The organism is Ruegeria sp. CG4, from assembly GCF_056537185.1.
The window spans coordinates 71,700-85,348 of sequence record NZ_JBQFRB010000001.1 but is presented as its reverse complement, the minus strand read 5'-3'; the positions used below and the strand labels follow the sequence as shown (position 1 = coordinate 85,348).

The following is a 13,649-nucleotide window of genomic DNA, read 5'->3' as shown; positions in this document are numbered from 1 at the left end:
TTGACTAAGGAAGGTTTCGAACATCGCAAAAGGAAGACGCACGCAATGGCAAAGATCACCTATGTCGAGCATGGCGGTACCGAACACACTGTCGAGGTCGCCAACGGACTGACCGTCATGGAAGGGGCCCGTGACAACAACATTCCCGGCATCGAGGCCGATTGCGGCGGCGCCTGCGCCTGCTCGACCTGCCATGTCTACATTCACCCCGACTGGGTCGAGAAAATCCCGGCCAAGGACGACATGGAAGAAGACATGCTGGACTTTGCCTTTGAACCCGATCCGGCCCGCTCGCGACTGACCTGCCAGATCAAGGTCACGGATGCTCTGGACGGTCTGGTCGTGCAGATGCCGGAAAAACAGATCTGATGCCAGCCAGACCGGTCGTCGCCGTCGCAATCGCACTCGGTGTATGTCCGGTCACGGCACAATCGCAGCAACCGTGGCAATATGAACCACTGGGCTCGGCCGAATACTTCGAACCCACGGCGCGATACCCCCATGGTGTTCTGGGTGATCAGATTGAATACGGCGCGCTGGTCCTGCAATACGCACCCGGATCGACGCAGTATACTATACGGCTGCCAGAAGAACGTGTTTTCGAAGACATCCGGCCGCGCCTGGTCGACGTTGACAACGACGGCCGTCGCGAAGCCCTTGTCGTCGAAAGCCATCGCGACAAGGGTGCCCGGCTTGCAATCTACAACGGCGGCGGCCTGATCGCGGCCACGCCCTACATCGGCACCCGTTTCCGCTGGCTCGCACCGGTCGGCGCTGCGGACCTGGACAACGACGGCCATGTCGAAATCGCCTATGTCGACCGCCCTCATCTTGCAAAAACGCTACGGATCTGGCGTTTCGAGAACAACCAACTGACCGAGATCGCAACAATTCCCAATCTGACGAACCATCGCATCGGCGAGGATTTCATCTCCGGCGGCCTGCGCTCCTGCGGGGACACTCCCTCGCTGATACTGGCCGACGGCAACTGGTCTCGTATTGTCAGCGTCACGTATGACAAGGGCTGGCAATCAACAGATCTGGGACCGTTCCGGGGCCGCGACAGCCTCACCCAAGCCCTGACTTGCTGATCCGCCCCTTCATCTGGCCAAAAATATCCTGGGGGTGAGGCCGCAGGCCGAGGGGGCAAAGCCCCCTGATCATAAAACGACGACAAGCCCGTCACGAGACCTCTGCCAGAGCTTACAGTGCCCTCCAGCCGATATCCCGCCGACAGAAACCCTCCGGCCAGTCTATCGCATCAATCATCGCATAAGCCCTGTCACGCGCGTCCTGCAACGACCCGCCACGTGTCGTGACATTCAGAACCCGCCCGCCCGACGCAGTAATCCGCCCTTCAGAAGACTTGGTTCCGGCATGGAACACCATGTTCTTGCTGTCTTCCGGCAGGTCATCCAACCCCCGGATCACCGAACCTTTTTCATAGGTCCCCGGATATCCCTCTGCAGCCAGGACAACCGTTATCGCATGATCATCTGCCCAATTCACTTGTGTATCGCGCAAACGCCTCTCGGCGGCTGCGTGCATCAGGTCCATCGCCTGCGCGCCAAGTCGCATCATCAGAACCTGGCATTCCGGATCGCCGAAACGAACATTGTATTCGACCAACCTCGGCTGCCCATCCCGGATCATCAACCCGGCATAAAGCACGCCCTGAAACGGCACCCCGCGACGTTTCATCTCGGCCATGGTCGGGCGCACAATCTCTTCCATCGCACGCGCTTCGACTTCGGCGTTCAAAACCGGTGCGGGAGAGTATGCGCCCATGCCGCCGGTGTTCAGCCCAGTATCGCCCTCTCCAACCCGTTTGTGGTCCTGCGCAGTGCCAATGGACAGGATATCTTCACCGTCACACAGCACGAAAAGCGAGGCCTCTTCGCCCTCCATGAACTCTTCAATCACGACCTCGGCTCCGGCACCGCCAAAAGCGCCACCGAACATGTCGTCAATGGCCGCCAGCGCAGTGTCCTCGTCCATTGCCACGATCACGCCCTTGCCCGCAGCCAGACCATCCGCCTTGACGACGATGGGCGCACCCTGGGTCCGGATGTAGTCCTTGGCCGGACCGGCCTTGGTGAACCGGGCATAGGCCGCTGTCGGGGCACCCGCGGCATCGCAGATTTCCTTGGTAAAGCTCTTTGATGCCTCAAGTTGTGCGGCACCGGCCGACGGTCCAAAAACCAGAACGCCCGCTTCCCGCAACCGGTCGGCAACACCTGCCGCCAAAGGGGCTTCAGGCCCGACGATCACGAAATCTATCGCGTTTTCTTCGGCAAAGCTGACAACCGCGCCACCGTTTTCGATATCCAGCGCCGCGCAATCGGCGATCTGCGCGATCCCGGCATTTCCGGGTGCCACGATCAGACGGTCGCATTTGGGGTTCTGCAGCACCGCCCAGGCCAGACTGTGCTCACGCCCGCCGCTGCCGAGAATAAGGATGTTCATGAATGCTCTCCGATCTGCTTGGCCTTGCCTGCGCGGCGTTCTAAGCTGGGTGAGCATTTGAAACAAGGCGCTGAAATGTCCGACCTGCTAGACGACCCAATTCCCGGCCAGAATACCCCTGAATACACCGTTTCGGACATCTCGGGCGAAGTGAAACGGACCCTCGAAGGTGCGTTTGGCCGAATCCGTGTGCGCGGCGAGGTCGGTCGCGTCTTCAAAGCACGTTCGGGGCATTTGTACTATGACATAAAGGATGACCGGAACGTCCTGGCTTGCACAACCTGGAAAGGTCAGGTTTCCGGCCTCTCCGTTGTGCCCGAAGAAGGTCTTGAAGTTGTCGTCACCGGACGGCTGACCGCCTTTGGCGCGCAATCAAAATACAATCTGAACGTCGACGAAGTTGCGGTTGCCGGACAAGGCGCGCTGATGGCGTTGCTGGAAAAACGCAAGAAACAGCTTGAGTCGGAAGGCCTGTTTGCGCCCGAACGCAAGACTCACCTGCCTTACCTGCCCCAGATCATCGGCGTTGTGACCTCTCCTTCCGGCGCGGTGATCCGCGACATCCTGCACCGGCTGCGCGACCGGTTCCCGCGAAAGGTACTGATCTGGCCGGTTGCAGTTCAGGGCGCCAACTGCGCGCCCGAGGTCGCGCGGGCAATCGAAGGGTTCAATCGGCTGACGCCCGGCGGCGCTTTGCCACGCCCTGATCTGATCATTGTTGCGCGCGGTGGCGGCTCGATCGAAGACCTTTGGGGATTTAACGAAGAAATCGTCGCGCGGGCTGCCGCCGCATCCGCGATTCCACTGATTTCAGCCGTGGGGCATGAAACGGACACGACCCTGATCGACTTCGTCTCGGATCGTCGGGCCCCTACGCCCACCGCCGCCGCCGAATTGGCGGTACCTGTGCGGCTGGAATTGCTGGCCTGGACCGGCGAACAAGGCGCGCGTTTGTCGCGGGCGGCAACGGATGCCGTGCAACGCCGTTCGCAGCGCTTAAGGGATTTGTCACGCGCGCTGCCAAGGGCTGACAGCCTGCTCGACACACCAAGGCAACGCCTGGATCAGGTCTCGGACCGCCTGCCCAACGCCCTGATCCGCGGTGTTCAGAACCGGCGCGTCAAATTGCTGGACACATCCGCACATTTGCGCCCGTCAACCCTGCGCGGGATTGTCGAAACCCGCCGCGACCGATGGCGCAACCTGACGTCCCGCCTGTCTCTGCGCCCGATCAGGCAAGAGTTAAAAAACCGCACCGAAAACCTGAACCGACTGTCAGAGCGTCTGAATACAGCGCACAAATCCCGGCTGGACAGGCTGCGTCAACAATTGGACGCGACCGACCGGCTGCGCGAAACGCTCAGTTACAAAGCGACGCTGGAACGAGGGTACGCTGTGGTTCGCGCAGAAGGTGCGGTCGTTACAACCAAGTCGCAGGCAGCCGTGCACACTGTCCTTGAGATCGAATTTTCTGATGGTCGTCTGACAACCGGCGGATCGGCCAAACCAGCGGCCAAAAAAACCAAACCCGACGCCCCGGATCAGGGATCGCTTTTCTGACTCATGCTGACAATCTGGGGTCGCAAAACATCATCCAACGTTCAGGCGCTGATGTGGTGTGTCGGCGAACTGGGCCTGCCGTTTCGCCGCCATGACGTCGGACATGAATTTGGCGGGCTGGACAGCGATGCCTTCGCGGCCCTCAACCCAAACCGGACAATTCCGGTGGTACAGGACAACGACGGTACACCAATTTGGGAAACGGGCGCGATCCTTCGATACCTCGCTGCACGCTATGCTGATGACCATTTCTGGCCTGACGACCCGGTCCGACGTGCAACGGTCGATAAATGGGCGGAATGGGCCAAGCTGAACGTCGCCATGAATTTTACCGTGCCGGTCTTCTGGCGAGTCGTTAGAACGGCACCCTCCGACCGGGATGAAACTGCGATCACCGCTGCCCTGCATGTGCTGGAAGACAAACTAGCCATTGCGGACCAACAATTGTCGCATAGCGCTTATATCGCAGGGACCAGTTTCACGCTGGCCGACATCCAGTTGGGCCACATTTTGTACAGGTATTTTGACATCGACATCCCGCGCGCACCATTCAGGCACCTACGGCGATACTATGAAACCCTGTCGGCCAGACCGGCCTATCGCGATCACGTCATGATTAACTACGAAAGCCTGCGTGCGCGTTAATCAAAGGCTCAAACTCCGATTTCCGGGCCATAGCACACCATTTCTTCGCCACGGTCATCAGCCTCGTACAGTTCAGTCTCCTGAGGGTCGCCCTCGAACTGCGCAATCAGCCTTCCACCCGATCTGGTGAACAACCAGCATTGAGGGTCCGGTCGGTCTTCATAGACGAAACATATCTGTTGATTTTGCTCGTACCAGACACCTTCCTTGCAATCGCCATCCAGAAACGACCAGATGACCCTGCGCCCGGGCAGATAGCGTTCCACCCCATATACCTGCCCCTGGAACCCATAAAACAGGGTCTTGCCGCGTGTGTATTCGTCGAACTCTGCAGCCGATAGCGCAGTCTGCGCGGTTGCGGCCTGCGCGGACGCAATCAGAAGAATCACCAAATGCCTCAACATGGTTTCATATTGTCAGATGCCGCAATCCGACGCCAACCAGCATTCTGCGACCGGTTTCCTTGACGTTACCGGTTGAGTTGCCCGGCACATCAGGCTGACACTGCATCAGAACCAACAGCCGACACTGGCAGGAGAGTAAGGGATGACAACAACGCTGTTCTGGATCGCCGCATTGTTTGCAATCGCCTACCTTCCGATGTCTCCAAAACCGGCCAGCCTAGTGCGAACGGCATTCAAGACCGGATCGGTTGCCATCCTGGCGCTGATCGCAGCGGTTGCCGCTGCCCCTTCCCTGCTGATCCTGGCCCTGGCGATGTGCGCCGTAGGGGATGCTTTGCTGTCGCAAGAGACCGAGGCGACGTTCATGGCCGGGATCGGTGCTTTTGCAGCCGGGCATCTGGCTTATATTGCCCTGTTTCTGACCCACGCCAGCAGCGATCCGGCGCTGATCCTGGACCGGCCTGGATTTGTCTGGTCGCTGGTTCTGTTGGGCATTGTCGCGGCGACACTTCTGGCACCACGAGCTGGTGATCTGAAGATCCCGGTGCTTTGCTATATCCCGATCATTCTGGGCATGGGGATCACGGTTCTGAGCCTGCCCGAGACCGGATCATTACGCTGGGCTCTTCCCGGAGCGCTGGCCTTCATCGCATCCGACCTGATCCTGGCCACAGAAAAGTTCCTGCTTCCGCCCCAGCATCCCGCAATGGCCTTGACCCCATATCTGGTCTGGCCGCTTTACTGGGGCGCACAAGCTGCATTGCTGCTTGCGTTTCTCTGACCCTTTGCAACTGCCGCAAATCCGCATTAGGTGAAGAGAACACCTGCGGAGACCAAAGATGGCGTTTTTCTCAAAGCTCAAGGATCGGCTGTTCAAATCCTCGTCCCGGCTGGAACAGGGGCTCGATGCGATTGTCGAAGATGGCGGCGAAGAAACGGCCGCCCCCGATCCGGTCATCCCCGAACCAGAGCCTGAGCCTCAGCCCGTCCCGGAGGTTCCCGAACCGGCCCCAACCCCCGAACCAGTCCCCGCCCCTGAACCGGCCCCCGCCCCGCAACCGGTCGAAACACCTTCTCCGGCGGACCCTACGCCGGCTCCGCCGCCGCCCGAAGCAACCCCGGCGCAGCGCAAGGGTGTTCTGGGACGGCTGTTCAATCGGGGCGACACTCAGGTCGTGGTACGGCGCACGCTTGACGATGACATGCTCGAACAGCTTGAAGAGTTGCTGATCGCCTCGGACATGGGCGTGGATACCGCCCTGCGCGTAACGGCCAACATGGCCGAAGGTCGTTTTGGCCGCAAATTGTCGACCCAGGAAATCAAGCAACTTCTGGCGCAGGAAGTCACCCGAGTGATGGAACCTGTTGCAAAGCCGTTGCCCATCTACCCCAAACGCCCACAGGTGGTTCTGGTTGTTGGCGTCAACGGATCCGGCAAAACCACAACTATCGGCAAGCTGGCAAGCCAGTTCAAATCCGCGGGTAAGAAAGTGGTCATCGCGGCGGGCGACACCTTCCGCGCCGCCGCGGTCGAACAGCTTCAGGTCTGGGGCGACCGCGCTGGCGTCCCCGTCCTGACCGCGCCCGAAGGCTCCGACCCGGCTTCGCTGGCTTTCGACGCCCTGACCCGTGCGCAGAATGAAGGGGCGGACCTTCTGATGATCGATACAGCAGGCCGCCTGCAAAACCGTGCCGACCTGATGGAGGAACTGGCCAAGATCGTCCGCGTCATCCGCAAGGTCGATGAAACCGCCCCGCACAACACCCTTCTGGTCCTCGACGCCACCACCGGCCAGAACGCGCTGAGCCAGGTTGAAACCTTCCGCAAACTGGCCGATGTCTCCGGCCTTGTGATGACCAAGCTGGACGGCACTGCCAAGGGTGGTGTTCTTGTGGCGCTCGCTGACAAGTTCGGTCTGCCCATCCACGCCATTGGTGTCGGCGAACAGATCGACGACCTGGCCCCATTCGACCCGGAAGAATTCGCCGCCGCCCTCACTGGCCTCGACAAGGGCTGATCCGCCCCTTCATCTGGCTGAAAATATCCTCGGGGGGTGTGGGGGGCAGACAGCCCCCCACCCTTTCCACCCAGCAAAAGGCCGATAGTTGAGCGACTGGCTGATTTCCCTCGAAGGCACCGAAGCGGGCCACCAACTTGCGCTGGGACTGGCGCTTATGGCGGCTTTCCTGCACGCGGTCTTCGGAGCGTTGCAGAAAGGGCGTCACGACCCCTGGCTGTCACGCGGCGCGATTGACATCTGCTACTGCCTGATGGCCGCGCCCTTTGCCTTTTTCGTCGTGCCCTGGCCCGAACCTTATATGTGGCCCATCTTCGCAGTCGTCTGGCTGATCCACATCGCCTACAAGACCTTGCAGGCGCTGGCCTACACCAAAGGCTCCTACACCGTGGTCTACCCGGTGGTGCGCGGCACCGGCCCCCTGTTCACCGTTATTGGTGCCTACCTGCTGTTCGGCGAGACATTTTCGACCACGCAGTGGTTCGGCGTCGCGGTGTTACTGGCCGGTATCTTCGGATTGGCCGGATACAACCTGCGCTATCTCGAGACGAACCGCGAAACGCTGGGTATCGCCTTGTTTCTGGCCGTCGTAACCGGGCTGTTCGTAGCGCTTTATACAACCTATGACGCCTATGGCATTCGTGCGACCGCCGATCCGTTCACATTCCTGGCCTGGTTTTTCATGATCGACGGGGCGGCAATGCCGATTTATGCCTTCCTCAGATGGCGGGCCATGATCCATCGCCCTGCGATTGGCCCACTGATGCTGCGCGGGCTCGCGGGCGGTATCATCGCCCCATTGTCCTTCGGGGCCATCATGCTCGCCACACGGCTGGACAAAGTGGGCGAGGCCGCGGTGCTTCGCGAAACCTCGACCGTGTTCGCGGCCCTGATCGGATGGCTGGTGCTGAAAGAGACCGTCGGCCCCCGGCGTATTGCCCTGATGGCCTTGATTGCATTGGGTGCAGTAATAGTTGAAATGGGCGGGTAAGCAGCAGGACAGAATCATGACAGGTAACAAAGAAATCAACCCGTTTCTGAAACAGGTGCTGGAACTGGGCCCGCCTCTGGCCTTCTTCTTCATCTATCTGCGCCTGCGTGACGACAGTTTCCTGATCGGCGGCATCGAATATTCCGGCTTCATCATAGCGACGATCATCTTTGTACCGCTGATGCTGGGTGCCATGGGCATATTGTGGTTTCTGACCGGAAAACTCAGCCGGATGCAGATCTTCACGGCCTTCATGGTGATCTTTTTCGGCGGTCTGACGGCCTGGTTCAATGATGAGCGGTTTTTCAAGATGAAAACCACGCTGGTCTACGGCTTCTTCTCGGTCATCCTGGGCATCGGTCTTTTGCAGGGGAAATCCTATCTCGCCTATGTGCTGGACGAGATGTTGCCCATGCGCCATCAGGGCTGGATGATTTTGACACGTCGCCTCTGTGGCTGCTTCGCCGTTTTGGCAGTTGCCAACGAAGTTGTCTGGCGGACCTTGTCGACCGATCTCTGGGTCAAAATCGAAACCTTCGGGTTTCCGATTGCCCTGATGGTTTTTCTGATGCTGCAATTCAACCTGCTGCAAAGCTATATGGACGACCCGGATCATCAATAGGTTACGACAGCTGGCATCACAAAACCGTGAACATGCCCGCATTGGCGCCAAGTATTCTGTCTGAAATCCGGCAATTACCCACAAACAGCTTGGCTAAGCGCCAAAGCTGTGAAGAATGGGGTAACCACTCACCACCCCCATCCGGAGCCCCGTACACTCATGACGGCCTTCCCAAACAGCGGCTTTCTTGCCGAAGCATCTGACCGCCTGAAAGCCATGCTTACCGCGCAGGCTACCGAAATTTCACTGAACGACGGAGAAACCCTTTTCGAACAGGGTGACGAGGGCAACGCGCTCTATGCCATTCTGGAAGGCACACTCGAAGTGTCCTTTTTGGCGATGAGCGGCCGAAAGCTTACGCTGACGCTGATGCGTCCGGGTGAGATCTTCGGCGAAATCGCCCTGTTTGATAACGGCCCGCGTACCGCCACCATTTCCGCTGCCGAACCCTCGCGTGTCCTGCGCGTGCTGCGCAACGATGTGCTGCGTCAAATACGACAGCACCCCGATCTGGCCGAGGACATGATCCGTCTGGCAGGTCTGCGCATGCGCTGGATGGGCTCGCAGCTGAACGAGCAGGTCTTTTTGCCGATGCCGATCCGGCTGGCCCGCAAACTGCTTCACCTTTCGGAACTTCAGGACAATCCGGCAGACAGGATAACCCTGTCGCAAAGCGAACTTGCCGAATTCGTGGGCGCCACGCGCGAGGCGGTGTCCAAGACCATATCCACCTGGAAACGTGACAATATCGTTCAGGCGTCACGGGGTGGGTTGCTGATCCAGGACTTCGATGCATTGCAGGAACTGGCCGAATCCGACCTGATCTGACGCCTGTGACCTGCTTCACATACATGCGGCGGCGTTAACACTAAATTAATAACTGTTACCGTAAGAGGTCAGAGAATCATCCCCGATATCTGTCCACTGACCTCTCCCTGTACCAGAGCCATACGTCCTTCCCAGGCGTATGGCTCACCTTTTCCATCAGCAATTTCAGACAAAAAAGGGCCGGAGTTTACACTCCGGCCCGATTACCTTTTTGCGCCTTGGGTCACTCACCAAGGCTGAGTGCGACGAACCGGGGTTCACCTCCGCGACGCACCAACAGCAGCAGGGACTTGCGCCCGGCCTCTCGTGCTTCTTCCATGCGTGTTTCGAGGTCACTGACGGATGTCACTTTTTGCTGACCGGCCTCGGTAATCAGATCACCGGCCCGCAATCCCTTGGCATAGGCTTCGGACGCCTCATCAACTTCGCTGACGACCAGCCCGTCGGCTTCGGCATCCAGACCAAGGTCTTCCCGCAGCTTGTCGGTCAGCGGGGAAATGGTCAGCCCCAGGATCTCGGAGTTTTCGTCCTCGTCGTCCGTCTGCGCGGGCTCGTCTCCGTTTTCTACACGTTCAGCATCCTCGCGACGACCCAGAGTGACCAGAACGGTCTGTGTACCGCCATCGCGATGGACAACGACGCGAACGGATTTGCCGACCGTCGTTTCCCCAACCTGACGCACCAACCCGCGCGTGTCTTCCACTTCGACACCGTCAAAACTCAGGATCACGTCACCTGCCTTCAGCCCGGCTTCTTTTGCCGGCCCCTCGGGCACGTCGCTGATCAGGGCGCCACCGGGCTTCTCCAGCCCCATGGCTTCGGCCATGTCTTCGGTCACGTCCTGAATGCGCACACCCAGCCAGCCGCGACGCGTTTCGCCGAATTCGCGCAGTTGATCGACAACCTTGACCACCACATTCGAAGCCATGGAAAAGCCAATACCGATGGACCCGCCATTGGGTGACAGGATCGCGGTGTTCACACCAATGACCTGACCATCCATATTGAACAGCGGCCCCCCCGAGTTGCCCCGGTTAATCGCAGCATCCGTCTGAATGTAGTCGTCGTAAGAGCCGCTGAGCGCGCGGTTGCGCGCCGATACGATCCCGGCCGAGACCGAGAACCCCTGCCCTAGCGGATTGCCCATGGCTATTACCCAGTCACCAACGCGCGCCGTGTCGCTGTCACCAAACTTTACATATTTGAGCGGACCGGTCGCTTCGACCTTAAGCAGTGCGATGTCGGTCTTTTCGTCCGTGCCGATCACCTTGGCCGGCAACTCCTTTACGGGTTGCCCGTCACCGGGAAAGAATTCGACAAGGATTTCGTCCGCTTCGGCGATGACGTGGTTGTTGGTTACAATGAACCCGTCTTCGGAAATCACAAACCCGGAACCCAGCGCATTGCTGCGGCGTGGGAGGTTCTCATCGCCGTCACCGTTACGGTCCTGAAACTCACGAAAGAAATCCTCGAACGGTGACCCTTCGGGCACGATCCCGCGCGGGCCCGTCTGGCCCTCGATCAGCGTGCTGGTCGTGATGTTGACAACCGCGGGGCTGATCTTTTCTGCCAGCGGCGCAAGGCTTTCGCCCCGGGCCTGAACGGCGACGGTCTGGGCCATAACCAACACCATTGCGGCAAAGGCCAACCACATCCACCGCACCATAAAAACCGCGTCTTCACGCCCGAGGGAAATACTGCGTGCTTTTGCCTGCACCTGGGGTCTCCTTGTCGAATTATTCAGGTGGCCACTCTCGCGCGGCCCTTCTTACGGACTAATGTAGTCAGTTTGACCTGTCCCGCAACTCAGGATCGCGTGGAAATCACTGGCAAGTGAGATGTCCTGCTCAAAAGCCCAGCTGATAGGCACCCCACAGAAGGATCAGCCCGCTGATCACGCACAAAAGACCCGTAATTCGCCGTGCCTGCTCGGGCAGGGTCCGCAGGGTTTCCAGCATCCGTTCGATAAGCGAAGGGGCCAGCGCATAGGCCAGCCCCTCGACAATCAGCACCAGCCCGAAGGCCAGAAGGATCATACCCATTACCGGCCGCCCTGACCTGTAGGCGATTTCAGGTAATTAAAGAAATCCGAGTCCGGGCTCAGCACCATTGAACTGTTGCCGCCGCCCAGCGCGCGCTCATATGCGGAAAGCGAGCGATAGAACTCGAAAAACTCCGGATCCTTGCCAAAGGCTTCGGCGAAAATCGCGTTGCGTTCAGCGTCAGCTTCACCACGAATGATCTCGGCTTCACGGTTGGCGTCCGAGACCAGTTCGACCACGGTCCGGTCGGCCTGCGCGCGCACACGCTGCGCCGCTTCGTTACCACGGGCGCGTTCGTCAGTGGCTTCACGCTCCCGCTCGGCTTTCATCCGGTCGAACGTAGCCTCAAGGTTCGCCTGCGGCAGATCGGTGGCCTTCAGGCGCACGTCGATCACGTTAACGCCCAGCGCCTGCGCTTCGGCAATCGCGCTGTTGCGGATGCGCAGCATCAGGGCAGCACGGTCCGAACTCAGGATGTCGCGCGACGAAACCGAACCCAGAACTTCGCGTGTTTCAGCGCGCAGGATACGGTCCAGACGATCCTCGGCCACCGGAACGCCACCGACACCAACGGCCTGACGGAACTGGTTCAGATCGGCAATCCGATAACGGGCGAAGGCATCGACCACAAGGCGGCGATCGTCCAGTGGTGTCACCTCAAGCGGCTGCACGTCGATCGAAAGGATGCGGTCGTCATAACGCACCACTTCGTCGAAAACCGGCAGCTTGAACGCAAGGCCTGGCTCTTCCTTGACGTTTACGACCCGTCCAAAACGCAGAACAAGGGCGCGTTCACGTTCGTCGACGATAAAGATCGACGACAGTCCGGCAACGACCAGGATGACGAGAACGATCAGAATAATGGGTGACTTACGCATCAGTTGCTCCCCTCGGCCTGGTTACGGCGCAGCTCGTTCAGCGGCAGATAAGGCACGACGCCCTGCCCCTGCCCGGTCGAGTTCTCGTCCAGAATGATCTTGTCGACGTCACCCAGAACCTGTTCCATCCGCTCTAGATACAAACGTTTTCGGGTTACATCCGGGGCTTTGGAATACTCTTCCAGAACCGCGCTGAAGCGGCTGGCTTCACCCATCGCACTGTTGATCTGCTGGGCTCGGTAGGCTTCGGCTTCTTCCAGAACCTGTGCGGCTTCACCGCGCGCCTCGGCGAGTACGCGGTTCGCATAGGCGTCGGCGACGTTCTGAAGGCGGTCACGCTCTTGCGCGGCGGCCTGAACGTCGCGGAACGAAGCAATCACGTCCTGCGGCGGGTCGGCCTTGTCGAAGTTCACACGAATGATGTTCACGCCCGAGTCGTAGCTGTCCATCGTCGCCTGGATCAATTCTTGCAAACGATCAGCGATGATACCCCGGTCGCGGTTCAGGATCGGGGCCAGTTCGCTTTGCGCGATGATTTCCCGCATCGCCGATTCCGACACCGCGCGAATTGTCTGGCGTGGATCGCGCAGGTTGAACAGGAATTTGGCGGGATCGTTGATGTTCCAAACGACCTGATAGTCGATATCCACCACGTTTTCGTCGCCGGTCAGCATCAGACCATCATCACTGCCGCGCGTGCCGCCCATATCCTCGGTCTGTTCGCGGGTAACCGGAATAACCTCGGCGGTCACAACCGGCCAGGGTGCAAAGTTCAGACCCGGATTCCCAACGGCCGAGAATTCACCCAGGAACAACTCAACCGACTGTTCTTCCGGTTTTACGGTATAGAAGCTGGCAGCCGCCCAAAGGCCTACTGCGACCAGAGCGCCAATAACCACCGTGCCTTTGGTGAAGACCGGGCCACCGCCACCTGCGCCCTGACCGTTGCCGCCACGGCCACCGCCGCCACGACCACCCATCAGCACGCGTAGCTGCTCCTGGCCTTTCTTCATCAGCTCGTCGATCTCGGGGATCTGCGGGCCATCTCCTTCGGGGGGCTTGCGCCCATCACCGTTGTTACCCCGATTTCCTCCGCCGCCCGAGGAGCCTCCGCCCCCCCAGGGGCCGCCGCTGTTGCCCGCCATATGTGTCTATTCCTTCGTTTAGGCCCGTGTGATCACGGGGTCCCTTGTAA

The 13,649-nt window shown here is 59.5% G+C and carries 15 protein-coding genes; 9 read left to right on the top strand and 6 right to left on the bottom strand.

Translation table 11 applies throughout. From position 1 onward, the window contains the following. Nucleotides 1-45 precede the first annotated feature (45 nt). Both ACR0J2_RS00455 and ACR0J2_RS00450 read left to right on the top strand, forming a co-directional pair. Entirely contained in the window at nucleotides 46-369 is a 324-nt protein-coding gene (locus ACR0J2_RS00455; protein ID WP_170346586.1) for a 2Fe-2S iron-sulfur cluster-binding protein, read from the top strand. Then, nucleotides 369-1,091 (top strand): FG-GAP repeat domain-containing protein, encoded by a 723-nt coding sequence (locus ACR0J2_RS00450; protein WP_480811361.1) that lies wholly within the window; start codon nucleotides 369-371, stop codon nucleotides 1,089-1,091. Before ACR0J2_RS00455 ends, ACR0J2_RS00450 begins: the two co-directional genes overlap by 1 nt. A gap of 112 nt (nucleotides 1,092-1,203) precedes the next feature. Here the strand turns inward: ACR0J2_RS00450 and purD are convergent, their stop codons facing one another. Then, nucleotides 1,204-2,466, bottom strand: a complete 1,263-nt coding sequence (purD, locus tag ACR0J2_RS00445; RefSeq protein ID WP_480811360.1) for a phosphoribosylamine--glycine ligase — start codon at nucleotides 2,464-2,466, stop codon at nucleotides 1,204-1,206. Between the two features lie 75 nt (nucleotides 2,467-2,541). Between purD and xseA the strand changes: the two genes are divergently transcribed. Both xseA and ACR0J2_RS00435 read left to right on the top strand, forming a co-directional pair. After that, the gene (gene xseA / locus ACR0J2_RS00440; protein WP_480811359.1) at nucleotides 2,542-4,026 is read left to right on the top strand and encodes an exodeoxyribonuclease VII large subunit; all 1,485 of its coding nucleotides are present in this window, start codon (nucleotides 2,542-2,544) and stop codon (nucleotides 4,024-4,026) included. A gap of 3 nt (nucleotides 4,027-4,029) precedes the next feature. Then, entirely contained in the window at nucleotides 4,030-4,671 is a 642-nt protein-coding gene (locus tag ACR0J2_RS00435) for a glutathione S-transferase family protein (protein ID WP_480811358.1), read from the top strand. An 8-nt stretch (nucleotides 4,672-4,679) separates the two neighbouring features. Here the strand turns inward: ACR0J2_RS00435 and ACR0J2_RS00430 are convergent, their stop codons facing one another. Further along, a complete protein-coding gene (locus tag ACR0J2_RS00430) occupies nucleotides 4,680-5,075 on the bottom strand; it encodes a hypothetical protein (protein WP_480489670.1) in 396 nt (131 codons plus the stop codon). Between the two features lie 142 nt (nucleotides 5,076-5,217). On the opposite strand from ACR0J2_RS00430, the gene ACR0J2_RS00425 reads away from it, so the two are divergent. The 5 genes from ACR0J2_RS00425 to ACR0J2_RS00405 all read left to right on the top strand — a co-directional run bounded on the left by ACR0J2_RS00425 (nucleotide 5,218) and on the right by ACR0J2_RS00405 (nucleotide 9,534). Continuing rightward, complete coding sequence (locus ACR0J2_RS00425; protein WP_480811357.1) at nucleotides 5,218-5,856, top strand: lysoplasmalogenase family protein; 639 nt, start codon at nucleotides 5,218-5,220, stop codon at nucleotides 5,854-5,856. A 58-nt stretch (nucleotides 5,857-5,914) separates the two neighbouring features. Further along, a complete protein-coding gene (gene ftsY / locus ACR0J2_RS00420; protein ID WP_480811356.1) occupies nucleotides 5,915-7,093 on the top strand; it encodes a signal recognition particle-docking protein FtsY in 1,179 nt (392 codons plus the stop codon). A gap of 88 nt (nucleotides 7,094-7,181) precedes the next feature. Further along, the gene (locus tag ACR0J2_RS00415) at nucleotides 7,182-8,084 is read left to right on the top strand and encodes a DMT family transporter (protein ID WP_170616500.1); all 903 of its coding nucleotides are present in this window, start codon (nucleotides 7,182-7,184) and stop codon (nucleotides 8,082-8,084) included. 16 nt (nucleotides 8,085-8,100) lie between these two features. Next, nucleotides 8,101-8,706: an inner membrane-spanning protein YciB gene (locus ACR0J2_RS00410; RefSeq protein WP_170616502.1), complete on the top strand. Its 606-nt coding sequence runs from the start codon at nucleotides 8,101-8,103 to the stop codon at nucleotides 8,704-8,706. Nucleotides 8,707-8,865: 159 nt separating this feature from the next. Beyond that, on the top strand, nucleotides 8,866-9,534 hold the full coding sequence (locus tag ACR0J2_RS00405; RefSeq protein WP_170806107.1) for a Crp/Fnr family transcriptional regulator: 669 nt from the start codon (nucleotides 8,866-8,868) through the stop codon (nucleotides 9,532-9,534). A gap of 223 nt (nucleotides 9,535-9,757) precedes the next feature. Here ACR0J2_RS00405 and ACR0J2_RS00400 read toward each other — a convergent pair whose 3' ends face one another. From ACR0J2_RS00400 to hflK, 4 genes are all read right to left on the bottom strand, one after another. Further along, nucleotides 9,758-11,200 carry a Do family serine endopeptidase gene (locus tag ACR0J2_RS00400; RefSeq protein ID WP_480812016.1) on the bottom strand — a complete coding sequence of 481 codons (1,443 nt, stop codon included), beginning with the start codon at nucleotides 11,198-11,200 and terminating at the stop codon, nucleotides 9,758-9,760. 181 nt (nucleotides 11,201-11,381) lie between these two features. Continuing rightward, on the bottom strand, nucleotides 11,382-11,576 hold the full coding sequence (locus ACR0J2_RS00395; protein WP_170616506.1) for a DUF2065 domain-containing protein: 195 nt from the start codon (nucleotides 11,574-11,576) through the stop codon (nucleotides 11,382-11,384). Further along, on the bottom strand, nucleotides 11,576-12,454 hold the full coding sequence (gene hflC, locus ACR0J2_RS00390; RefSeq protein ID WP_170806106.1) for a protease modulator HflC: 879 nt from the start codon (nucleotides 12,452-12,454) through the stop codon (nucleotides 11,576-11,578). The genes ACR0J2_RS00395 and hflC overlap by 1 nt, the downstream gene beginning before the upstream one ends. After that, nucleotides 12,454-13,599, bottom strand: a complete 1,146-nt coding sequence (hflK, locus tag ACR0J2_RS00385) for an FtsH protease activity modulator HflK (protein ID WP_170616510.1) — start codon at nucleotides 13,597-13,599, stop codon at nucleotides 12,454-12,456. The genes hflC and hflK overlap by 1 nt, the downstream gene beginning before the upstream one ends. Nucleotides 13,600-13,649 lie beyond the last annotated feature (50 nt).